19 protein-coding genes are annotated in these 22,829 nt (G+C 54.3%); 17 read left to right on the top strand and 2 right to left on the bottom strand.

Annotated features, from left to right (window positions below; translation table 11 throughout):
• Positions 1-246 precede the first annotated feature (246 nt).
• The 10 genes from ACZ5CE_RS02055 (at position 247) to ACZ5CE_RS02010 (ending at position 11,919) form a co-directional block, all read left to right on the top strand.
• Entirely contained in the window at positions 247-3,096 is a 2,850-nt protein-coding gene (locus ACZ5CE_RS02055; RefSeq protein ID WP_464576104.1) for a ribonucleoside-diphosphate reductase subunit alpha, read from the top strand.
• 134 nt (positions 3,097-3,230) lie between these two features.
• A complete protein-coding gene (locus ACZ5CE_RS02050; protein WP_464577386.1) occupies positions 3,231-4,307 on the top strand; it encodes a ribonucleotide-diphosphate reductase subunit beta in 1,077 nt (358 codons plus the stop codon).
• A 191-nt stretch (positions 4,308-4,498) separates the two neighbouring features.
• On the top strand, positions 4,499-5,131 hold the full coding sequence (locus ACZ5CE_RS02045; RefSeq protein ID WP_464576103.1) for a hypothetical protein: 633 nt from the start codon (positions 4,499-4,501) through the stop codon (positions 5,129-5,131).
• Positions 5,132-5,425: 294 nt separating this feature from the next.
• Positions 5,426-5,701, top strand: coding sequence for a hypothetical protein (locus ACZ5CE_RS02040; protein ID WP_464576102.1), 276 nt, complete (start codon positions 5,426-5,428; stop codon positions 5,699-5,701).
• 258 nt (positions 5,702-5,959) lie between these two features.
• The gene (gene fumC, locus ACZ5CE_RS02035; RefSeq protein WP_464576101.1) at positions 5,960-7,369 is read left to right on the top strand and encodes a class II fumarate hydratase; all 1,410 of its coding nucleotides are present in this window, start codon (positions 5,960-5,962) and stop codon (positions 7,367-7,369) included.
• 660 nt (positions 7,370-8,029) lie between these two features.
• A complete protein-coding gene (locus ACZ5CE_RS02030; protein WP_464576100.1) occupies positions 8,030-9,238 on the top strand; it encodes a patatin-like phospholipase family protein in 1,209 nt (402 codons plus the stop codon).
• Between the two features lie 184 nt (positions 9,239-9,422).
• A complete protein-coding gene (locus ACZ5CE_RS02025) occupies positions 9,423-10,148 on the top strand; it encodes a TerC family protein (RefSeq protein ID WP_464576099.1) in 726 nt (241 codons plus the stop codon).
• A 48-nt stretch (positions 10,149-10,196) separates the two neighbouring features.
• A complete protein-coding gene (locus ACZ5CE_RS02020) occupies positions 10,197-10,622 on the top strand; it encodes a universal stress protein (RefSeq protein ID WP_464576098.1) in 426 nt (141 codons plus the stop codon).
• 50 nt (positions 10,623-10,672) lie between these two features.
• Positions 10,673-11,161 (top strand): pilin, encoded by a 489-nt coding sequence (locus tag ACZ5CE_RS02015; RefSeq protein WP_464576097.1) that lies wholly within the window; start codon positions 10,673-10,675, stop codon positions 11,159-11,161.
• Positions 11,162-11,418: 257 nt separating this feature from the next.
• Complete coding sequence (locus ACZ5CE_RS02010) at positions 11,419-11,919, top strand: hypothetical protein (protein WP_464576096.1); 501 nt, start codon at positions 11,419-11,421, stop codon at positions 11,917-11,919.
• 71 nt (positions 11,920-11,990) lie between these two features.
• Here ACZ5CE_RS02010 and ACZ5CE_RS02005 read toward each other — a convergent pair whose 3' ends face one another.
• Complete coding sequence (locus tag ACZ5CE_RS02005; RefSeq protein ID WP_464576095.1) at positions 11,991-12,518, bottom strand: sodium:proline symporter; 528 nt, start codon at positions 12,516-12,518, stop codon at positions 11,991-11,993.
• Between the two features lie 519 nt (positions 12,519-13,037).
• Between ACZ5CE_RS02005 and ACZ5CE_RS02000 the strand changes: the two genes are divergently transcribed.
• The 7 genes from ACZ5CE_RS02000 (at position 13,038) to ACZ5CE_RS01970 (ending at position 19,882) form a co-directional block, all read left to right on the top strand.
• A complete protein-coding gene (locus tag ACZ5CE_RS02000; protein ID WP_464576094.1) occupies positions 13,038-13,598 on the top strand; it encodes a YqgE/AlgH family protein in 561 nt (186 codons plus the stop codon).
• A 57-nt stretch (positions 13,599-13,655) separates the two neighbouring features.
• A complete protein-coding gene (ruvX, locus tag ACZ5CE_RS01995; RefSeq protein WP_464577384.1) occupies positions 13,656-14,114 on the top strand; it encodes a Holliday junction resolvase RuvX in 459 nt (152 codons plus the stop codon).
• Positions 14,101-14,616 (top strand): bifunctional pyr operon transcriptional regulator/uracil phosphoribosyltransferase PyrR, encoded by a 516-nt coding sequence (pyrR, locus tag ACZ5CE_RS01990; protein WP_464577382.1) that lies wholly within the window; start codon positions 14,101-14,103, stop codon positions 14,614-14,616. The genes ruvX and pyrR overlap by 14 nt, the downstream gene beginning before the upstream one ends.
• Complete coding sequence (locus ACZ5CE_RS01985) at positions 14,606-15,556, top strand: aspartate carbamoyltransferase catalytic subunit (RefSeq protein ID WP_464577380.1); 951 nt, start codon at positions 14,606-14,608, stop codon at positions 15,554-15,556. The genes pyrR and ACZ5CE_RS01985 overlap by 11 nt, the downstream gene beginning before the upstream one ends.
• 7 nt (positions 15,557-15,563) lie before the next feature.
• Complete coding sequence (locus ACZ5CE_RS01980; protein ID WP_464576093.1) at positions 15,564-16,838, top strand: dihydroorotase; 1,275 nt, start codon at positions 15,564-15,566, stop codon at positions 16,836-16,838.
• A gap of 97 nt (positions 16,839-16,935) precedes the next feature.
• Positions 16,936-19,041 (top strand): M3 family metallopeptidase, encoded by a 2,106-nt coding sequence (locus tag ACZ5CE_RS01975; protein ID WP_464576092.1) that lies wholly within the window; start codon positions 16,936-16,938, stop codon positions 19,039-19,041.
• A gap of 289 nt (positions 19,042-19,330) precedes the next feature.
• The gene (locus ACZ5CE_RS01970; RefSeq protein WP_464576091.1) at positions 19,331-19,882 is read left to right on the top strand and encodes a cytochrome P460 family protein; all 552 of its coding nucleotides are present in this window, start codon (positions 19,331-19,333) and stop codon (positions 19,880-19,882) included.
• 161 nt (positions 19,883-20,043) lie between these two features.
• Here ACZ5CE_RS01970 and secA read toward each other — a convergent pair whose 3' ends face one another.
• Complete coding sequence (secA, locus tag ACZ5CE_RS01965; protein WP_464576090.1) at positions 20,044-22,779, bottom strand: preprotein translocase subunit SecA; 2,736 nt, start codon at positions 22,777-22,779, stop codon at positions 20,044-20,046.
• Between the last annotated feature and the right edge of the window lie 50 nt (positions 22,780-22,829).

The following is a 22,829-nucleotide window of genomic DNA, read 5'->3' as shown; positions in this document are numbered from 1 at the left end:
CGTCTTTCGGTATGCGAGCCTGGCCACCGCCCGCGGCGTCCCGCTCAGGATCCGGTCTTCATCCATTCACCCGGATAATTTTAAAAAGTTTTGACATGCTGAAAGAAATATTGCAACATTGTCGGCACTAGCAATAGTCAAACTTATCCCAAGCAAACACTAGATATAGTGTTTTTCTCAGCATCATGACTTCCAGCACCAGCTAATGGAAGAAATAGTTTTCTGTCTAGGAGAGGAGAATCGGACATGCAGCTTGCAACTGACAATACCCATCGCCCGGTAGTATCCGCGCATGGTTTTTCTTCAGCCCTTTCCTCCAGGGAATCACAGTATTCCCAGTACAAGATTATCCGCCGCAATGGTTCCGTCGCCGGTTTTGAGCCAGACAAGATTTCCATCGCCATGACGAAAGCCTTTATCGCCGTCAATGGCGGTCCTGGCGTGGCGTCAGCCCGGGTGAGGGAAGTCGTTGCACGGCTGACCGATGATGTGGTGAACGCGCTGATGCGCCGCCAGCCGGCAGGCGGGACTTTTCATATCGAGGATATTCAGGACCAGGTAGAGCTCGCCTTGATGCGCTCCGGTGAACACGATGTGGCGCGATCCTATGTGCTTTACCGTGAGGATCGCGCGCGCAAGCGGGCGCAGCAAAAAGAAATGGCGGGATCGGAGACTCCGGCAAGTATTCTGAACGTGCTGGAAAATGGCCGCCTGACTCCGCTCGACACCGCACGATTGCTGGCGCTGATCGAATCTTCCTGCATCGGTCTGGGCGAAGCGGTAAACCCGGTGGTGATACTTGAGGCCACGCTGAAGGACCTGTACGACGAAGTCCCCATGGAGGAAGTGAGGAAATCGCTTATCCTATCGGCACGGGCACTGATCGAAAAAGAGTCTGCCTATAGTTACGTCACCGCACGGTTGCTGCTGCATACCATGCGGCTTGAAGTGCTGGGTGAAGAAATCTTCCACGAGGATATGGCGCATCGTTATGCCGGTTATTTTCCTGATTTCATCAAACGCGGCATCGATGCGGAATTACTGGATGAACGGCTGGCGCAATTCGACCTGCCGCGGCTGGCCCGGGCCCTGGACGCCAGCCGCGACTTCAAATTCGGCTATCTCGGATTGCAGACCTTGTATGACCGCTATTTCCTGCATGTGCGGGACCGGCGTATCGAACTGCCCCAGGCATTCTTCATGCGTGTTGCGATGGGGCTTGCGCTCGATGAGATCGACCGTGAAGCGCGCGCCATCGAGTTCTATCAGGTATTGTCCAATTTCGATTTCATGAGTTCCACCCCGACGCTGTTTAATTCCGGCACCCGCCGCTCGCAGTTGTCTTCGTGCTATCTCACCACGGTGGCGGACAATCTGGATGGCATTTACGAGGCCATAAAGGAAAACGCCCTGCTCGCCAAGTATGCCGGCGGACTTGGCAATGACTGGACTCCGGTGCGGGCATTGGGCTCGCGCATCAAAGGCACCAATGGAAAGTCGCAAGGAGTGGTGCCATTTCTCAAGGTGGTATCCGATACCGCGGTTGCCGTAAACCAGGGAGGCAAGAGGAAAGGCGCTGTGTGCTCCTATCTGGAATCATGGCATCTGGATATCGAGGAATTTCTGGAACTGCGCAAAAATACCGGAGACGACCGGCGCCGTACCCACGACATGAATACGGCCAACTGGATTCCCGACCTATTCATGAAGCGCGTGATGGAGGGCGGCGAATGGACGCTATTTTCTCCTTCCGATGTGCCTGACCTCCATGAAAAATATGGAAGACAGTTTGAACAGGCTTATCTTGCCTACGAGGAAAAAGTTGCGCGCGGCGAACTTGGCCTGTACAAGAAGATTCCGGCACAGCAGTTATGGCGCAAGATGCTCAGCATGCTGTTCGAAACCGGCCACCCATGGATCACCTTCAAGGATCCGTGCAACATCCGCTCGCCCCAGAATCATGCTGGCATAGTGCATAGCTCCAATCTCTGCACCGAGATCACGCTCAATACCAATGACCATGAAATCGCCGTGTGCAACCTGGGATCGGTCAATCTTGCTGCCCATCTGAAGGATGGGCAGCTCGACGACGCAAAACTCAAGCGCACTATCGGCACCGCAATGCGCATGCTGGATAACGTGATCGATATCAATTTCTATGCCGTACCCAAAGCGCGTAATTCGAATCTGAGGCATCGGCCGGTAGGTCTGGGTATCATGGGTTTCCAGGATTGTCTGCACAAGCTGCGCATCCCCTACGCCTCGAATGAGGCAGTGGAATTTGCGGATCGCGCAATGGAAGCGGTTGCCTATCACGCGTATTGGTCTTCCACCGAGATGGCCGAAGAACGGGGCCGCTATGCTTCTTATCGAGGCAGCTTGTGGGATCGGGGGATTCTGCCCCAGGACACGCTGGATCTTTTGCGCGAGGAGCGTGGCGGTTATGTCGATATCGACATGACTGCCACGCTGAACTGGAATGCGTTGCGTGAGCGCATCAAAAGGCATGGCATGCGCAATTCCAATTGCCTGGCAATTGCGCCAACCGCAACCATCTCCAATATCATCGGGGTATCCGCCAGCATCGAGCCGACGTACCAGAATCTTTATGCCAAATCGAACCTGTCGGGAGAGTTCACCATGGCTAACGAATATCTGGTAAATGACTTGAAGAAACTCGGGCTTTGGGACGAGGTCATGATTTCGGATATCAAATACTTCGATGGAGCGTTGAGCAAGATAGACAGAGTTCCGGCCGATATTCGCAGGCTTTACGCCACTGCCTTCGAGATCGATCCGCAATGGCTGATCGAGGCGGCCGCACGGCGGCAGAAATGGATAGACCAAGCGCAATCGCTCAACATTTACATTGCTGGCGTTTCCGGCAAGAAACTGGATGAAACCTACAAGCTTGCCTGGGTACGTGGACTTAAAACCACTTACTACCTGCGCTCGCTTGGAGCAACTTCTGCGGAAAAATCCACGGTCAAGGCAGGCTCATTGAATGCCGTGCCCTCGGAAAGCGACCAGGCAACGGGGGTAGCGGACCTGAAATATTGCGCCATCGATAATGCGGAATGCGAATCCTGCCAGTAATCGACGATTTTTACGGATCAAACAGATAAGGAAAAAAGGCTATGCTGACATTTGAAGACGAGGCAGCGCCCTCACCCATGCCCCGGGTGAACGGCATATTGAACAACGTGCACAGGCTCCAGGCCGCCGGCCGCATGAGTACCGGTATGGAACCCGGCGAAAACGATGTAGCCGGTTTCGCGGAGAATGACAATCGCCGCATCTCGGTTGAAGACAAGCGCATCATCAACTGCAAGGCCGACGTTAATCAACTGGTGCCTTTCAAGTACAAATGGGCCTGGGAAAAATATCTTGCCGCCTGCGCCAACCACTGGATGCCGCAGGAAATCAACATGAGCCGCGATATCTCGCTGTGGAAGGATCCCGATGGCTTGACCGAGGATGAGCGCCGCCTGGTCAAGCGCAATCTGGGTTTCTTCGTTACTGCGGACTCATTGGCGGCCAATAACATTGTACTGGGCACCTACAGGCATATTACCAATCCCGAATGCCGGCAATACCTGTTGCGCCAGGCATTCGAAGAGGCAATCCATACCCATGCCTATCAGTACATCGTGGAGTCGCTGGGGCTTGACGAGGGGGAAATTTTCAACGCCTATCATGAAGTGGCGTCCATCCGGGAAAAGGACGAATTCCTCATCCCTTTCATTGACACGCTCACGAATCCGCAATTCAAAACCGGCACACTGGAAACTGATCAGGCACTGTTGAAAAGCCTGATCGTATTTGCCTGCATCATGGAGGGATTGTTCTTTTATGTGGGCTTTACGCAAATTCTGGCGCTTGGAAGACAAAATAAAATGAGCGGCGCAGCCGAACAATATCAATATATCCTGCGGGATGAATCCATGCACTGCAACTTTGGCATAGATGTCATCAACCAGATCAAAATGGAGAACCCGCATCTATGGACCAGGGCATTTCGCGAGGAGATCAATGCATTGATGCGCGAAGCCATGGAATTGGAATACCGGTATGCGGAGGATACCTTGCCGCGGGGGGTTCTGGGGCTGAATGCGCCCATGTTCAAGGAATATTTGCGCTATATCGCCAATCGGCGTTGCCAGCAGATCGGCTTGGATATACTCTATCCGGGAGCAAGCAATCCTTTTCCGTGGATGTCGGAAATGATCGACCTGAAAAAAGAGAAAAACTTTTTTGAAACCCGTGTCACCGAGTACCAAACGGGAGGCGCGCTAAGCTGGGACTAAATACTTTGAGGTGAACTCCGGTAGAATCACGTTGTCATATCGTCGAAAAGACTGGATGCGACGATGATTCATTCCGGAGTTATCCAAACGGGATTGCCGTTATCCGGTATTTTCATGGCTGCGGCATAAGAGCGGTGTATGCGCTACATAGAAAGGGTTTATTCCGTATAACCTTAAATCTGGAGGTTGAAATGGCAACTACCAAAAAATCTGCGGCACAAGAACCTGCTGTCAAGAAATCCCCCGCTACCAAAAAGCCTGTGGCACAGAAAGAGGCTCCATCCAAAAAATCTGCAGCCAAGGAACCAGCTAAGGAATTAGCCGAAAAAAAAACGGCCACCACGACAATAGCAAAAGCGAAGACTACCGAAACAAAAGCAAAAGCGCCTTCCAAAAAGGAAGCGCCGGTAACAAAGGCTGTCAAGGAATCAACCGAGAAAAAAGTGGAAAAAAAGAAAGAAAAAAAACCCGAGAAGAAAACAGGCGAAAAGAAAGCGGAAAAGAAAACAGGCGAGAAGAAAACGGAGAAGAAGACAGCCGAAAAGAAAATAGCTGAAAAGAAAACGGAAAGGAAGGCTGAGAAAAAGGCATCCCCTTCCATCACGAAATCACCGGCGTCAAAGGCTTCTGCATTCGAGAAAACCAGTCCGGTCAAGAAATCGGCGGCCAAGGAACCTGAAAAGAAGGCCGGCTCCACTGGAAAAGCCAAGACGGAAAAAAAGATTTCCACAAAAAAAGGAGCTAAAAAAAAGCCGGACACATCGGGCCCGGCTAATACCCCCGCTTCCAGTTGGCCATTTCCCCTGTCGGGATCCCGTTCTTGAATCCTTAGGGCCTGTTAAGGGAGGCGGCCGCGTCGGCTACCCAAGCCGCCTTTTTTCAACAGCACGGTATCGGCTTGTGCATCAGAGGCTGGCTCATTGACCCGCTTTCGAGCGGGTATCCATGCGAGTCCTCATTTCCCTCATTTGTGATTATTCTCCTGGATGCTCGCTGGCGCGATCAGCAGGAAAAGGCGTTATTTTTACGCCCCGGCTCGAATATTTACGCTGGTAAAATTTCAGGGACAAGGTTAATATTAACGACGTTTCAACTCAGAAAACCTTAGTGGGGGTACTATGGAACAGCCGGTTCCACAAGAATCAGACGATTACGATAGCACGCGTATCGTCGAGCGTCCCGATGGTTTTTATTGGCACGATGAAAAGGAAAGCGACAAGATTTTCGGTCCTTTCCCAACCTTGCTCGACGCTATTCAGGATATGGAATACAACGCCGAGTCGGACTATGAGCCGGGGGAAACCCTGGAGGAAGCTGAAGACGAGATTGGCATTTCCGACTGGATAGACCGCGAAACCGGACATCCGGGCGAAGAATCGTTTCTTGAAAATTGATCTGCAAGCCACGAGATATTCGTAGGTAGACAAATCGGCAGCACCGGGTTTCCGATCCGCTCCGTTACAGTAAAACCTCTCGCTGAAGAACGGCCCGGATAGAATGCGTGAACTGTAGCTGTCCGCATTCTGTTTCTTTCACCTCCAGGGCTGGGCGGTCCTTGAACATTCATCTTCGCACAAGTTATAACCCGCATTCACAGGCATTATTGTCCCGCGCGCTTCGCTCCACTTTCCCTGACAGAACAGAAGGTCTGTATGAATTACCGTGAGGAACATGACACGATGGGCATGATGCAAGTGCCCACCGAAGCCTTGTGGGGCGCCCAGACCCAGCGTTCGCTGCAGAATTTCAGGATTTCGGGCGAACGCATGCCACTGGCGTTAATTCATGCCCTTGCAATGCTCAAGCGCGCCGCCGCCAGCGTAAACCGCGACCTTGGCCTGCTGGATGGAGATAAGGCAACAGCCATTATCCGGGCAGCGGACGAGGTGATTTCCGGACAACATGACGCGGAATTTCCCCTCGTCGTCTGGCAGACGGGGTCGGGAACGCAAACCAATATGAACATGAATGAAGTACTCGCGAATAGGGCGTCGGAACTGCTCGGACAGGGCCGCGAAATCAGAATCCGAATTCACCCCAATGACGATGTAAACAAGGGGCAATCATCCAACGATATTTTTCCTTCCGCAATGCACGTGGCTGCGGCCCGCTCCATTACTGGTCAATTGAAGCCCGCCATGCTTGCGTTACGTCAGACTCTGGCCGCGAAAATGGAAGAATTCGCGGACATTGTCAAGATTGGCCGAACCCATTTGCAGGATGCCACACCGTTGACATTAGGACAGGAATTCTCTGGATATGTCTCGCAACTGGATCATGATCTGAATCACATCGATGCAACACTTCCGCATCTATACGAATTGGCGGCAGGGGGAACGGCCGTGGGAACCGGCTTGAATACACATCCTGAATTCGCTGCAAGAGTGGCGTCACAGCTATCGCGAGCGAGCGGCCTGCCCTTTGTCGGCGCGCCGAATAAGTTTCAGGCCCTGGCATCCCACGATGCGCTGGTTTATGCGCACGGCGCGCTGAAAACCGTCGCCGCATCCCTGATTAAAATCGCGAATGATATTCGCTGGCTCGCATCGGGGCCGCGCTGCGGTATCGGGGAGCTGCAAATTCCGGAAAATGAGCCAGGCAGTTCCATCATGCCCGGTAAAGTCAACCCGACCCAGTGCGAAGCAGTCATCATGTCTTGCTGCCAGGTGATGGGCAATGATGTCGCCATTAACTTTGGCGGTGCGATGGGTAATCTCGAACTGAATGTAATGAAACCCCTCATCATCCACAACTTTCTGCAAAGCGTGCGCCTCCTTTCGGATGGCATGACAAGCTTCGACAAGCATTGCGCGACCGGAATTACCGCCAACAGGGAACGTATCGATGAGTTGATGCGCAATTCGCTGATGCTGGCTACCGCGCTCACTCCTTATATTGGCTATGACAGCGCGGCAAAAATTGCAAAAAAAGCGCACCATGAAAAGCTAACCCTAAGGGAAGCCGGAATCGCATCCGGCCTTGTAACAGCCGAACAGTTCGACTCGTGGGTAAAACCGGAGAATATGATTGGCAGCCGTGCAAATCAAGGAAGTCCCGAATAATCGCTATCACGCAATGATTTTCCCGAGCCCTGATACCTAGGGAAGCGCTGAACAAATCCTCGCTGAGCGCGTTGTTGGTAAAATCGGGATGATCATAAGGCGCGCGACGCAGGTCGTAGCTTGGACTACGATGCCAAGGAGCGCAACGCTATGGTTCCCCAGAGCGTGGCCCGAGGGGCCCCGCGAGCGGGGATCGGGCAGCGGCGGGGATGCCAGAGCGCGCCAAAGTATACATGGGGCGCCAGCAGCCCGCTACGGGGTCGCATCTTCCTTCGGAAGACACTGCTCCGCCCTGCGCGGTCTCGCCCGATTTTACCGCAACCCTTATGGGGCGGGGTTTTGCGAGCGGTCTGCCTTGTCAGGCTCCTAGCGAAGGGGGTCAACCATTCGCGTCGTCGCCTTTCGCGCATCCCATCCCGCAAAGCCACCGCCGCGCCAGCGGAGATTTATTCAGCGCTTCCCTAGAATACGCTTTCCCTGCCTCACCCCCGCTTCTGAAGCAACTTCCCTGTCCCGAATCTGGTATATTTCGGCTTCATGCACACGTTTCATACTCTCTGAAATCTTGAGGAACCTCTGAAGGCGCTCCACCTCGGATCAAGCCTTCTCGCCGAAACCTGCGCAGGCACGTCACGCACGAAGCAAACTGGTTGCTTGCGAATGTATTCGAGTCCAAATCCACTGCAGCCTAAAGTCGGCCTCGTCCTGACGGGAGGAGGTGCCCGCGCCGCCTATCAGGTTGGCGTACTGTGCGCCATTGCCTCCATGCTGCCCAAGGTAAGAAAGAATCCCTTCCCCATTATCTGCGGCACGTCCGCAGGTGCCTTCAACGCGGTCAGCCTGGCGATTTCGGCCCGCAATTATCATAAAGGACTGGAAGAACTGTCTGCGGTGTGGGAGAACGCACATGTCGGCCAGGCATACCGATCCGATCCCGCCGGCGTATTCGGAAATGCTTTTCGATGGCTTTCTTCCCTGCTCTGGGGAGGATGGATCAAACAACGTAGCGCCATCTCCCTGCTCGATAATGCGCCGCTTGCTGAAATGCTGGAACGTCACCTGCCATTTCAAGGCATTCAGAGAAGCATCCAGACGGGAGCCCTATCCGCGCTGGGCATAACTGCCTGGGGCTATACCTCAGGGCAGTCAGTCACGTTTTATCAGGGAGCAGACAACATCGTGCCGTGGAAGAGAGAACGGCGTATTGGCGTAGCAACCTGCATTGGGGTCGAGCATCTCATGGCATCTTCCGCAATTCCTCTTCTTTTTCCCGCCGTGCGAATCAACCGCGAATATTTCGGCGATGGATCCATGCGCCAACTCGCGCCCATCAGCCCTGCACTGCACCTTGGAGCAGAACGGGTACTGGTGATTGGCGTACGCAAATCTGTCGAATCCCCGCCAGATCGGGTTAAGGTGGACAGCTACCCCACGCTTGCCCAGATAGGGGGTCACATCATGGGGAGCATTTTTCTCGATAGTCTGGATGTGGACCTGGAACGCCTGCAACGCATCAATACCACGCTCCGGATGATTCCTGAAGAAAGGCTGCAAACCAATGAGATGGGGTTACGTCCGGTGGAATGCATGGTGATCTCCCCCAGCCTGGAAATCAACACGCTTGCGGAACAGCATGCACTCGCGCTTCCCCGCACCTTGCGTCTTTTTTTTCGCGCCATTGGCGCCATGAGGCGCGACGGCTCATCGCTTCTGAGCTACGTTTTATTTGAAGAACCGTTCTGCCGGGCATTGATCGATCTGGGTTATCGCGACACTCTGCCCCGCAAGCGCCAGATCCTCCAATTCCTTGGCATGGAAACGGTCTGTGAGGACGACGACAATCCTTCCACTAAACTGGTGGTGGAATAGAAACCGGGATCGGATTAGCACGGGTTGTGGCCGCGTCGATTACCAGGAACGAAATCACCCGGCACTAAGGGTTTTCAAGAGGGACACTGGTATAATCTCCATAGCAATTCAGCGAGCCACCCGCAAACACTCCCTTTCCAGGGCTCCAAAGACATTACCAAGCCACGCCACCTAAAGTTCAGTTATGGATATAGCCAGTCCGCAATTCTGGGTAGCGGTACTGCAAATCATCGCTATCGATATTGTGCTGGGGGGAGACAATGCGGTAGTCATTGCGCTTGCCTGTCGCAAACTTCCCGAAAAGCAACGCAACATAGGTATTTTCTGGGGTGTATTCGGCGCCATTGCCTTGCGCATGGTGCTAATCTTTTTCGCCCTTTCCCTGCTTGGCATTCCATTCCTGAAGATAATCGCCGCAGTGCTGCTGCTCTGGATCGGAATCAAACTGCTTCAGCCAGAACCGGAAACTTCAGGGCACGCTGTCACCGCCAGCACTACGCTGCCGGGTGCAATCAAGACGATTATCATTGCCGATGCCGTAATGAGCCTCGACAACGTCGTCGCCATCGCAGGCGCTGCGCGCGACAGCCTCATTCTGGTCCTCTTTGGCCTCCTGGTGAGCGTCCCCGTCATCGTGTGGGGAAGCAAATTGGTGATAAGAATCATGGACCGTTTTCCAGCAACCATTATTATCGGTGCTGGCTTGCTCGGCTGGATCTCGGGCGACATGAGCGTCAAGGATGCTGTTATCAGCGAATGGGTCAGCACCCATGCCGCTTTTCTCCACTGGCTCGCTCCAGCTTGCGGCGCGCTCCTGGTGGTCGCTGCCGGAAAATGGCTGGGGGGGAAAGCGGGGGCAAAAACCACGCATATTGCGGACCTGGCGGATGATGGAAATAAGCAACCTTAGCTCGTCTCTGGGAACAAATGCCACTGTTCCGGTTATGGAGAAAGAACGATGTTGAAATTTTTGGTGCCGGTGGATGGTTCGGATAATTCCGACAACGCCACCGAAAAGTTCATCAAGCTGCTGGACTGGTACACGGAGTTGCCTCAGATACACCTGTTGAACGTGCAGCCCCCGCGGCGCGGCAATGTGCCCCTTTTCATCGACAAGGAAAGCATCGACTGGTATCACCGGGAAGAAGGCACGAAGGCCTTGAAAGCTGCACGCGCATTGCTGGATCATAACGGCATTGCCTATCAATATCACATTGCGGTAGGAAATCCTGCCGAAACAATCGCGCGATATGCGAGGGAGACAGATTGCGATCAGATAGTGATCGGACCGCGGGGACTGGGAATAGTGAAAGGTATATTGCTGGGTTCGGTCGCTGCCCAGGTCATGTACCTCTCGACCATACCTGTGCTTCTGATCAAGTAGCGTCGCATGGTTTCGAATGTAATGGTTCATCCAAAAGGAGTCTGGTTAGCATGAGGCAGGACCAAAAAGGCTTGACGTTGATCAATTCAATGATGGTGATTGCGATGATTGGCATTCTGACCACAATCGCCATTCCTCCGGCATATCAGATGTATGAGGATGCACAGGCCCGGGAACAGGTGGTCGAAGCGATGAATCTGCTGGACGGCGTGAAAGCCCCCATATCCGAGTTCCACGCAAGCAACGGAAGATGGCCGACCAACGCGGAATTTGACGCTCTCATACCTCACGGGAACGGAAAATATGTTGCCAGCCTGACACCTCTCATTCTTCCTTCAGGGTTTCAGGTAACTGCAAAATTCAGGAACAATGGCGTCAGCCCCGGCTTGGTGGAGGAGGGAATGGGCAGAACCCTGGTATTGGCGACAGCGACGGGCCAAAAATGGATCTGCAATGACAGCAACGATCCTGAAAATGGGTTGCCGGAAATCGTGAAAGGAACCGTGCCGCCAGAGTACCGCCCAGCCGCTTGCAGGTAGCAGGCGAGGCAAAGCTCAGGAGGAAGTGTGGCGCATCCAGTTGCTGCATGAATGGGGAAATCGCGCTGCCTCAAAAATTCCGGAGAATGAATTGGCCGCACCGCGGCGATTGACCAGCATTCTCCAAAGCTTATAATCCTCCTTGAGAGCCCTTTCCTTCCCCCTCACCCCCTGGTACGCCAGCTTGGGAACGCCGAGTATAACATGCGCCAGTACATGGGAAGGAAACATAATGGCCCTGTAATGGATACCCTGTCATGGCGACCAGGGTGCTATCCGCTTTCCCGGAGCATGAAAAGAATATGAACGAATATACCGACCAGATATCCGGATATTTCAATCAGGTGCCCATGTGGCCTTTGGTCCTGCTTGCAGCAGCACTTGTTTTTTCCGGCATTTATGAACTGTTTCAGCGCAGACTGCATGCTCAGGCTGTCCGCGACTATCGTGCCCGCATGCTGTCCACCCTGGCCGGCCTGTACCCCGAACCTGCCAATTGGCCCAAGAGCATCGACACCTACCTTCGCGCCAGGCTGCCGGTCATGGAGGAAATCATCCTGGACTTCAAGCCTTACGTTCCTCAGAAGGATCTACCTGCATACAACAGGGACTGGGACGAATACATTCATTTTTGCCGTGCGGAAGTGACGGATGACCAATGCGCCGCCGCAGAGCTGGACCCGGGCAGTGTATCCAATCCCAAGAAAAAATTTCACCATCTTGTATCCAATCTTTTGAGCTACGCAAGGAATGGCTGAGCACGCCCATGCTGCCGCCATATCCAGGGTCCAGGCGCCAGGGTCCATGGCGAAACGGCAAGGCCAATCCATTATGTCCCATGCCTTGCAAGCTGTCTGTACACACCCGCCAGACACATTCCAAATGCAATATGAGTGAAGAAGGTGATCCAGTCGCGCGCAATCGAGAACCACGGGAAAATCAATGTAAATCCGTACATGTTTATCACGTAGACAGCCATGCCGAAAACGGCCCCGATAAACAGGGAAAACAACCTGTGGAAGCGAAGAGCAAGATAAGCCAGGATGATGCCGTAACCAATGGAAATAAGGAAGTGAATGAGGGTTGCGACTATCATTACCATCCAATCGAATGAAGCCGGCGGAGGCAGTACTTCCGGCCCCATGAGAATCGCGGCGGTCAGGCGCGCATCCCGATATAGTATTTCCGGCAAGGGCTCCTGGAACAGCCACCATAATGCCGCCTGCACCACGGTGGCGATGATTCCTGAAATGATTCCAGCGCCAACTGCCGCACGCAGACTGAATGACATGAGATTGCAAAATATCAGGATATGAAAAAAAGATCGTCCTGGCTCGATGCCGGCAGGCCCGGCCACGATCGCGATTTCCTTAACGTGAGCCTGTTAACACTTGTTTCTCACCCACGTTGTGCACTGTTATGCCGAGACGCGAAGCGGACGTTTGCATCCCGCAAAGCCGCCGTCGCGCCAGCGGAGATTTGCTCAGCGCTTCCTTAAACCTAAATCCGGCAGTTGACCGCTCATTTCCAGTTTAGAAAACCATGATCCACAAAGCCTTTTGGCGGCACTCGACATCCACCTGTATGGTGGGTTCGCCACAGGACGGATTGCGCGATTTTTGCGGCACATGGCTGCGTTGCAACTCCCTGGAATGGAATGGTCATTCCGCGTCATTGCACCTTGCCCTGCACTCCAAAAATCGCACACTTCACCCTGTCCAACTGCCGGATTTTAGATTAAAAGGTATTGCAAAAAACCGTTTCGTTTTACAATGATAGTCAAACATCTGCCGTGCTGGCAGAATATGGCGGAACACCGGGACTCCAGGCAGGTTGATCTATTTCTATATGGAGTGCGCATGCAGACCACCCACCCATGCAAAGTATCGACTTGACTCACCATTTTCTGATCGCCATGCCCGCCATGGCTGACCCGTTCTTTGCGCGAACACTTACTTACATTTGTGATCACAACGAACAGGGTGCACTGGGACTGGTAGTAAACAGGCCCATCGATCTGACGCTGAAAGACCTGTTCGAGCAGCTTGACATTTCATCGGAAGGATATCCGCTGGAAGGCCTGCCGGTGATGTTTGGAGGGCCGGTGCAACTGGATCGCGGTTTTGTATTGCATCAGCCGATAGGCGAATGGCAATCGACTATGGTGGTGAATCATCAGGTGGGGCTGACCACATCACTCGATATTCTGCGCGCCATAGCAAACGGGGACAGCCCAAAACAGCTGCTGGTCGCGCTGGGCTATTCCGGGTGGGCGCCAGGCCAGATAGAGCATGAGCTATCCCAGAACGCCTGGCTCACAGTCCCTGCCTCGCCCAGCGTGATGTTCGACCTGCCGTGCGAGGAACGTCTGGCGGCGGCAACCCGTCTGCTCGGAATAGATTTTTCCAGCCTGTCCAACGACGCAGGCCATTGCTGACAGCTATCCCCGCGGAGGGACGCGAGGCCTGCGCACATGAACAAATGAGAGGATACTCTGGCGCGCGATGATGAACATGCTGGAATTGACCATGGCGGGACCGTGCTTGCCTTCGATTTCGGGCGCAAACGCATCGGTGTCGCGGTGGGCAGCCATGAGCTGGGACTGGCGCATCCTCTTGCCACAGTTGATGCCGAGAAAACGGCGAATCGCTTCAGCGGTATCGAAGAACTGATCAAAGAATGGCGGCCGGTACTATTGGTTGTCGGCTTACCGGTTCATGCCGACGGAGTTGAGCATGAACTTACCCGGCTGAGCCGCCGGTTCGCGCAGCGGCTGGGAGGGCGCTTCGGTGTTCCTGTCGTGCTCGTGGATGAGCGTTACACCTCCATTTCTGCCAGCTCGGCATTGCGGGAAGCTGGTGTAAAAGGAAAAAAACAAAAACCCATGCTGGATCAAGTAGCAGCCCAGGTGATATTGCAAGCTTATTTCGATGGAAATGATGGAACTGCCTGACGCAGAGCAGCTACTTGCCAATCTGGCAGATCAGTTGCGCCCCGATATCAACGAGGCCACGGCATTGGTGGGTATTTATACGGGGGGGGTATGGCTAGCGGAACGGTTGCATGAAAGCCTGAACGTTTTGCTTCCTGTCGGATCCCTGGATGTATCCTTCTATCGTGACGACTTTAGCCAGATCGGTTTGCATTCTCAGGTAAAGCCTTCCGATATCCAGTTCGGGGTGGAGGGCAGCCACATCATCCTGGTGGATGATGTGCTTTTCACGGGCCGCACTATCCGGGCCGCCATCAATGAATTGTTCGACTACGGGCGCCCAGCGAGCATTCGCCTTGCCACGCTGGTGGATCGCGGAGGCAGGGAGCTTCCTGTCGCCGCGCAATATATCGCGGCCACACTTACCTTGCCGCCGGACAAAATGCTGGCCTTGAATAAAAGCACCGAAGGAAAATTGAGCCTAAGCCTGTATGACAGGGCTCCTCGGGACAATGACGCATAACCCTCAGCTGAACAGGAACGGCAGATTGCAGCACCTTCTTACCACCGAAGGGCTGCCTGCGCCCGTCTTGTTGAATATACTCGATACCGCCGAGTCCTTCATGGGGGTAACCGAGCGCGACGTTAAAAAAGTCCCGTTGCTGCGGGGCAAATCCGTATTCAATCTTTTTTTCGAACCCAGTACCCGGACCCGGACAACTTTCGAGATCGCCGCGAAGCGGCTCTCCGCGGACGTTGTAAATTTGAATATCGCCGCTTCGTCGCAGTCGAAAGGGGAAACGCTACTGGACACGGTGGATAACCTCTCTGCGATGCATGCCGACATGTTCGTGGTACGCCACTCCCAAAGCGGCGCCCCGCACCTGATAGCGCGTCACGTAAGGCCGGAGATTCATGTCATCAATGCGGGAGACGGCCGGCACGCGCATCCCACCCAGGCATTGCTCGACATGTTCACGATCCGCCGCTACAAGCGCGACTTTCATACCCTGCGCGTTGCCATAGTCGGCGATATTCTCCATTCGCGCGTAGCGCGTTCCCAGATTCACGCATTGACTACGCTCGGGGTACCCGAAGTCCGCGTTATCGCCCCAAAAACCCTGCTCCCAGCCAAAGTGGAGCGTCTGGGAGTGCGTGTTTTTCACGAGATGGCGCAAGGCCTGAAAGATATCGATGTCCTGATGATGCTGCGCCTGCAACAGGAACGCATGCTGAACGCGAGGCTTCCCAGCACCGAAGAGTATTTCAAATACTATGGATTGACACCGGAAAAACTGGCGCTTGCAAAGAGCGGTGCGATCGTATTGCACCCCGGTCCGATGAATCGAGGAGTCGAAATCGATTCCGCCGTTGCGGATGGCAGCCAGTCCGTCATTCTGCCACAGGTTACCTTCGGCATCGCCGTACGTATGGCGGTCATGTCGATTCTGACCGGAACCTGAAAGCGCAATGAAGCTGCATATTCAGAACGGACGGGTAATAGACCCAGGAAGTGGCCTCGACGGCGTCATGGATGTGTTTATCGCCGCTGGCAAGATCATTGCTATCGGTGATGCTCCGCCGGACTTCCATCCTAATCGGGAAATAAACGCGCAGAATCTAGTGGTTTGCCCTGGACTCGTCGATCTGTCCGCGCGATTGCGCGAGCCCGGCTTCGAGTATAAAGCCACGCTCGAATCCGAGATGGTAGCGGCGGTGGCGGGTGGCGTCACTAGCCTCTCCTGCTCTCCCGATACCGACCCGGTACTGGATGAGCCGGGGCTGGTGGAAATGCTGAAACATCGCGCCCGCAGCCTCAACCAAGCGCATGTTTATCCGGTGGGAGCCCTGACCCAGGGATTGAGGGGAGAGCGGCTTACGGAAATGGCCGAATTGTACGACGCCGGCTGTGTCGCATTCGGACAGGCGGATATGTCGCTGCCAAACGCGCGTATCATGATGCATGCGATGCAGTATGCCGCGACGTTCGGCTTCCCGGTATGGCTGCGCCCTCAGGATGCGGCACTGGCCGATGGCGGAGTGGCGCACGATGGCGAGGTGGCGACACGATTGGGCTTGCCCGCGATTCCTGTATGCGCGGAAACCATCGCGCTGTCAAATATCATACTGATGGCAAGGGAGACCGGCGCAACCATACACTTGTGCCGGATCTCCAGCGCGGAAGGAGTCGCCATGGTAAGGGTGGCAAAGTCCCAGGGCCTGCCGATTTCGTGCGATGTGGCGGCAAATCATATTCACCTGTCGGAAATGGATATTGGTTTCTTCGATTCCAATTGCCATCTGGTTCCACCGCTGCGGGGGCTGGGTGATCGCGATTCGCTGCGAGCCGGACTGCTGGATGGTACGATAGATGCAATCTGTTCTGATCATGCGCCCGTCGATGAAGACGCAAAATTGCTTCCTTTTGCTGAAGCGGAGCCCGGAGCGATTGGCCTGGAGCTATTGTTGCCGCTTACTTTGAAGTGGGCAGCGGAAATGCGAATTCCCCTGCCAGCAGCTTTATCCAGAATCACGGTCAACCCCGCCCGCATACTGGGCGTGGATGCCGGGTATCTCTCTCTCGGCGGAGCGGCGGATCTATGTATCTTCGATCCCGACGAATACTGGAGAGTGGAGCCTGCCATGCTCCAAAGCCAGGGCATCAATACGCCATTTCTCGGCATGGAGCTGGAAGGAAGGGTAAAATACACTTTGGTCAACGGCAATATCGTCCACCACGATTGAGCAGCGGTCCGGCTTCCCCTGCTTTTGCGATGATTAGTCCGTGCATTGTTCAACCGTCAACCATCAACCGTTAACTGGACCTGTTCTCTGAAATAAAATGACCAACCCCCTGCTTGATTTCTCCGGACTGCCGCGCTTTGCGGAAATCAGAACCGAACATATCAGCCCGGCTGTCAGCGAACTGCTGGCCGAAGGCCGCTCCGTCATCTCAACGATACGCGCCGATACGGCGATACCGAAGTGGCAGAATTTCGTGCAGCCGATGGAAGACGCTAATGAGCGTCTTTCCCGCGCATGGGGGCAGATCTCGCACTTGAACGCGGTAGTAAACACTCCGGAACTGCGGGAAGTGTATAACGCCAATCTCCCCCTGGTAACGCAATATTATGCTGAACTTTCCCAGGATCAGGTGATGTTCGAAAAGTTCAAGCAGCTTGGGCAGGGCACGGAATTCGAGAACCTGAGCCCCGCCCGGAAAAAAATTATCAATGATGCATTGCGTGATTTCCGTTTGGGAGGAGCCGAACTGCCCCCGGAAAAGAAAGAACGCTTTCTCCGTATCCAGGAAGAATTGTCGGTGCTGTCTTCCAAATTCAATGACAATTTGCTGGATGCAACCAATAACTTCATGCTGCATGTCGAAGACGCCGGGGAAATTTCAGGGATTCCGGACGATGTGCTGCAAACCGCCAGCGAATTGGCCAAAAAAGACCAGGCATCGGGCTGGAAATTCACCTTGCATGCTCCATCATATATACCGCTAATGCAGTATGCGGACAGTCGGCATCTACGGGAGAAAATGTATCGCGCCTATGTCACCCGGGCCAGCGAGCTCGGTCCTTCCGGCCAGACATCGGACAGCACACCCGATCTCGACAACACCCCGCTTATCGCAAGGATACTGGAACTACGCAAGGAAGAGGCCCAGCTTCTGGGATTCGATTGCTACGCGGAAGTATCGCTTGCGACAAAAATGGCATCGACTCCCCGGCAGGTGCTGGATTTTCTCGGCGAACTTGCCACGAAGGCGCGACCTTATGCGGAGCTGGACCTGAAGGAGCTACGCCAGTTTGCATCCGACAGACTGCAAATCCAAAAGCTCGAAGCCTGGGACCTTGCCTATGTGAGCGAAAAACTTCGGCTGGACCGCTATACCTTCTCCGAACAGGATGTGAAGCAATATTTCCCCGAGACCAGCGTATTACGGGGCATGTTCGGGCTCGTGGAAAATCTGTACGACATTGTAATTGCATCGGTGAAAGCAGCCGACGCGCAACTCTGGCACCCCGACGTCAAGCTTTTCACTATCCGGAGCAGGAAGGAAGAATTGATCGGCCTGTTTTATCTTGATCTCTATGCGCGAGCCGGGAAACGCGGCGGAGGATGGATGGACGATGCCATCAGTCGTCGGCGCATTGAGCCGAAACAGGCTGGAGAGCCGTCGATACAGGCGCCGGTGGCGTACCTGAACTGCAATTTCTCCGCCCCGGTTCATAATAATGGCGAGGCTCGCCCGGCTCTGTTCACCCATGATGAAGTCATCACCTTATTCCATGAATTCGGTCATGGGCTGCACCATCTGCTTACTCGCATGGAGGACCTGGGCATCTCCGGAATCCACGGTGTGGAGTGGGACGCAGTCGAACTGCCAAGCCAGTTCATGGAGAATTTCTGTTGGGAATGGGAAGTATTAAGCAATATGGCCAGGCATGTGGAGAGCGGTCAACCGATTTCGCATGTGCTATTTGATCGCATGCTGGCTGCAAAGAATTTTCAAAGCGGCCTGCAAATGCTCCGGCAGATCGAATTTGCCTTGTTCGATATGCGCATCCATTCCAATTTCGATCCGGGCACGGGCAAGACGCCGCTGCAGTTGCTGGACGAGATCCGCGGTCAGATTGCCGTTGTCATGCCACCCGCATGGAATCGCTTTCCTAACAGCTTCTCCCACATTTTTGGCGGCGGCTATGCGGCTGGCTATTACAGTTACAAATGGGCCGAGGTGCTGTCTGCGGATGCCTACAGCGTGTTTGAAGAAAGTGCTACCGGCGATGTCATCGATCCCGGCAGCGGAGCACGCTTCCGTGACGAAATTCTCGCGGTGGGCGGAAGCCGCCCCGCACTGGAATCGTTTATCGCGTTTCGCGGACGCGAACCGAAGATAGACGCACTCCTGCGCCATAATGGAATGGCTACCCCCTGATTGCCGTATAGGCTCTTGCGGGGTTTGAAGCTAAGCAGCCGGCGGGGCTGCGCTGTGTCCATCGCTTTGCCGCCGATAATCCTAAATCCGGCAGTTGGACAGGTCGGATTCAGGATTATTGTTGCAACACCCCTCTTCGGCCGCTAGTATAGCGAACGGTAATCAGATGATCCTGCGAGGCTTCCAGCACGCCCTGCGGAATCAAGGCTCCAGGCTCGCCCAAGGCATCAAGGAGTAAAACAAATGGGAGAGATATCGCATCGCGCCATTCAATGACAGGAGAATAGAGATGAATCGTATTACCTTGACTGTTGCCATGTTGTGTGGAGCAATAGTAATTGGCTGCGCACAGACGCCATCAACCCCTCAAGCGACAAAATATGGCGATGGGGAACTGCCTATTCCGCCGGAATACAAGAGCTGGCCAAAATTTCTTTCTGACGTGCAGCGCACTGACACCAAGCAGGTGCGTGAGATCTATATCAATCCCATTGGAAATAGCGCGAAAATGGGCGAAGCTTTCCCAAATGGCACCGTTTCGGTAATGGAAATATACAAGGCGCGTGAAGCCTCTGACGGCACCCCATTAAAAGGGGCTGACGGTAAATTGATAAAAGGGGAGTTGCTCAAGATCGGTGTCATGGGCAAAGGCGCTGGCTGGGGAGAAACCGTCAACCCTCCCGAACTCAGGAATGGCGACTGGGTTTATGCCATGTACCTGTCCGATGCAAAAACCAAAGCACCTGACGATCTGGCTACCTGCAGGTCGTGCCACCTGCCGCTGACGGACAAGGACTATGTTTTCCGCTATGACGAGTATTTCCAGAAAAGGGCGAATTAATCACGACTGGAGTGGGGCCGCTCATCGCGTCAAAACACCGCCCGTCAGGATTGAGGGGCGGTTCAAATATCACTCATAAGGCGGCAATATGGGGAAGCGCTGAACAAATCGCATCCCATCCCGCAAAGCCGTCGCGCCAACGGAGATTTGTTCAGGACTCCCTAGCTGAGCTTGCCGTGGCACTGCTTGTATTTTTTGCCTGATCCGCAAGGACAAGGATCGTTGCGGCCCACCTTTCCACCCTGCCGGACGAATGGCTGAGGTTTTTCCGCCAGATCCGGTGCTGTTTCTGCCGTATCCTCATTGGCAAGCGCTTCCTCGTAGGGCGCATGCTGATACTGCACATTGGCCGGCTGACGCGGAGCTTCGGTTACGGCCTCCATCTGTTGCTCGTCTCTTATCTGCACCGTCAGCAATATGCGGGTGACTTCGGTCTTGATCTCTTCGAGCATGGCGGTGAACAACTCGAAAGCCTCGCGCTTGTATTCCTGCTTGGGATTTTTTTGAGCATATCCGCGCAGATGGATTCCCTGCCTTAAATGATCGAGTGCCGCCAGATGCTCGCGCCAATGTATATCCAGGCTTTGCAGCATTACCGCTCGCTCGTAGTGATGCATGGCCGCAGCCCCTACCTGCCCCACCTTGCCTGCGTAATGCTCACCCGCTATCGCCGCAACGCGCTCGTCAAGATTATCCGCGTGCAGGTCTCCCTCATTCTCCAGCCATTCCTGCAGCGGCAACTGCAATAGATATTCGCCGGCCAGCGCCTTTTCCAGTGCGGGAATATCCCACTGCTCCTCGACACTTTGAGGAGGAACATACAGCGCGACGATGCTTTTCAGCACGTCCTGGCGCATTGCGGCGATGGTCTCCGAGATATCCTGCGACTCGAGCAGCTCATTGCGCTGCTGATAAATCACCTTACGCTGGTCATTGGCGACATCATCGTATTCCAGCAACTGCTTGCGCATATCGAAATTACGCGCCTCCACCTTGCGCTGCGCATTCTCGATTGCCCGCGTAACCCATGGGTGTTCGATCGCCTCGCCTTCCGGCATGTTGAGCTTCTGCATGATGCTGGCGACGCGGTCGGATGCAAAGATGCGCAGCAGCGGATCTTCCAGCGAAAGATAGAAACGGCTTGAGCCCGGGTCGCCCTGGCGGCCGGAACGGCCGCGGAGCTGGTTATCCACCCGCCGCGATTCATGGCGTTCGGTACCGATGATGTGCAGTCCTCCTTGTTTCAGCACTTCATCGTGGAGAGCCCTCCATTGGGTTTGCAGCTTTTCCATGCGTTCGAGTCTGGCTGTCTCGTCGAGACTCTCATCCGATCGGACGCGCTCAAGTTCAGGTTCCGGGTTGCCCCCCAGAACAATGTCCGTGCCTCGGCCGGCCATATTGGTCGCGATGGTAATCATTTTTGGACGGCCCGCCTGAGCAACAATCTCCGCTTCTCTTGCATGCTGCTTTGCATTCAATACCTGATGCGGCAGTTTCTCGCCAGCAAGCAAGCCGGACAGCAATTCATTGTTCTCGATGGAAGTCGTTCCCACCAGGACAGGCTGCCCCCTTTCATAGCAGTCCTTGATGTCGGCAATGATGGCACGATTTTTTTCGCCCATGGTGCGGAATACCTGATCCATGCGGTCCACGCGCACCATCGGTCGATGAGTAGGAATGATCACGGTTTCAAGCCCGTAAATCTGCTGAAACTCATAGGCTTCCGTATCGGCCGTACCCGTCATGCCGGCGAGCTTCTGATACATGCGGAAGTAGTTTTGAAAAGTGATGGAGGCAAGCGTCTGATTCTCCTTCTGGATGGGTACGTTTTCCTTTGCCTCGACCGCCTGGTGCAGCCCTTCCGACCAGCGCCTACCCGACATAAGCCGGCCGGTGAATTCATCCACGATGACCACTTCGCCATTCTGCACCACGTAGTGCTGGTCACGATGAAATAGCGCATGGGCCCGGAGAGCGGCGTAAAGATGATGTACCAGATTGATATTTGCCGGATCGTAAAGGTTGGTTCCAGCCGAAAGCAACCCGCTTTGCGACAGCAGCTTCTCGGCATGCTCGAAACCCGCTTCGCTCAGCAACACCTGCTGGGCCTTTTCGTCCACGCTGAAATCACCCGGGCTCTTCTCCGTTTCCTGTCTGACAAGCTTTGGAATCAGGACATTCATGCGGACGTAAATGTCGGTATTGCCTTCCGCCTGCCCCGAAATGATCAGGGGGGTGCGCGCCTCATCGATCAGGATGGAATCCACTTCGTCAACGATGGCGAAATGCAGCGCGCGCTGCACGCGCTCGAGCGGGTGATTGACCATATTGTCGCGAAGGTAATCAAATCCGTATTCGTTATTGGTGCCGTAAGTGATATCGGCCGCATAGGCCGCCTGCTTGTCGCCGTGATCCATCTGCGAAAGGATGACCCCGACGCTGACCCCGAGAAACTGGTAAATACGCCCCATCCACTCCGCGTCACGTCTGGCAAGATAATCATTGACGGTTACCAAGTGTACGCCTTTTCCAGCCAGGGAATTGAGATAGGCTGGCAGGGTCGCCATGAGTGTCTTGCCCTCCCCGGTTCTCATTTCGGCGATTTTACCGCTATGCAGAACCATGCCGCCGATCAGCTGCACGTCAAAATGGCGCATCTCCAACACGCGCTTGCTGGCTTCCCGCACGACGGCGAAGGTTTCCGGGATTAGCGCGTCGATTGCCACGCCATCAGCTAGGCGCTTCTTGAACTCTTCCGTCTTGGCGCGTAGCTCGGCATCAGTCAGCGCCGCAAACTTTGATTCAATCGAATTGATTGTCCCGACTGTCTGGAAATATTGCTTGATCAGCCGGTCGTTCCGGCTTCCGAAAACTTTCTTGAGCAAATTGTTCAGCATGAAATTTCGAAATATTCCTGTTCAGCAGCCGTCCAAAAAATTAGGGGGTG

The organism is Nitrosospira sp. TNL200 (assembly GCF_055386305.1).
Note: the sequence above shows the minus strand (reverse complement) of the source record. Positions and strands in the feature narration are given on the sequence as shown.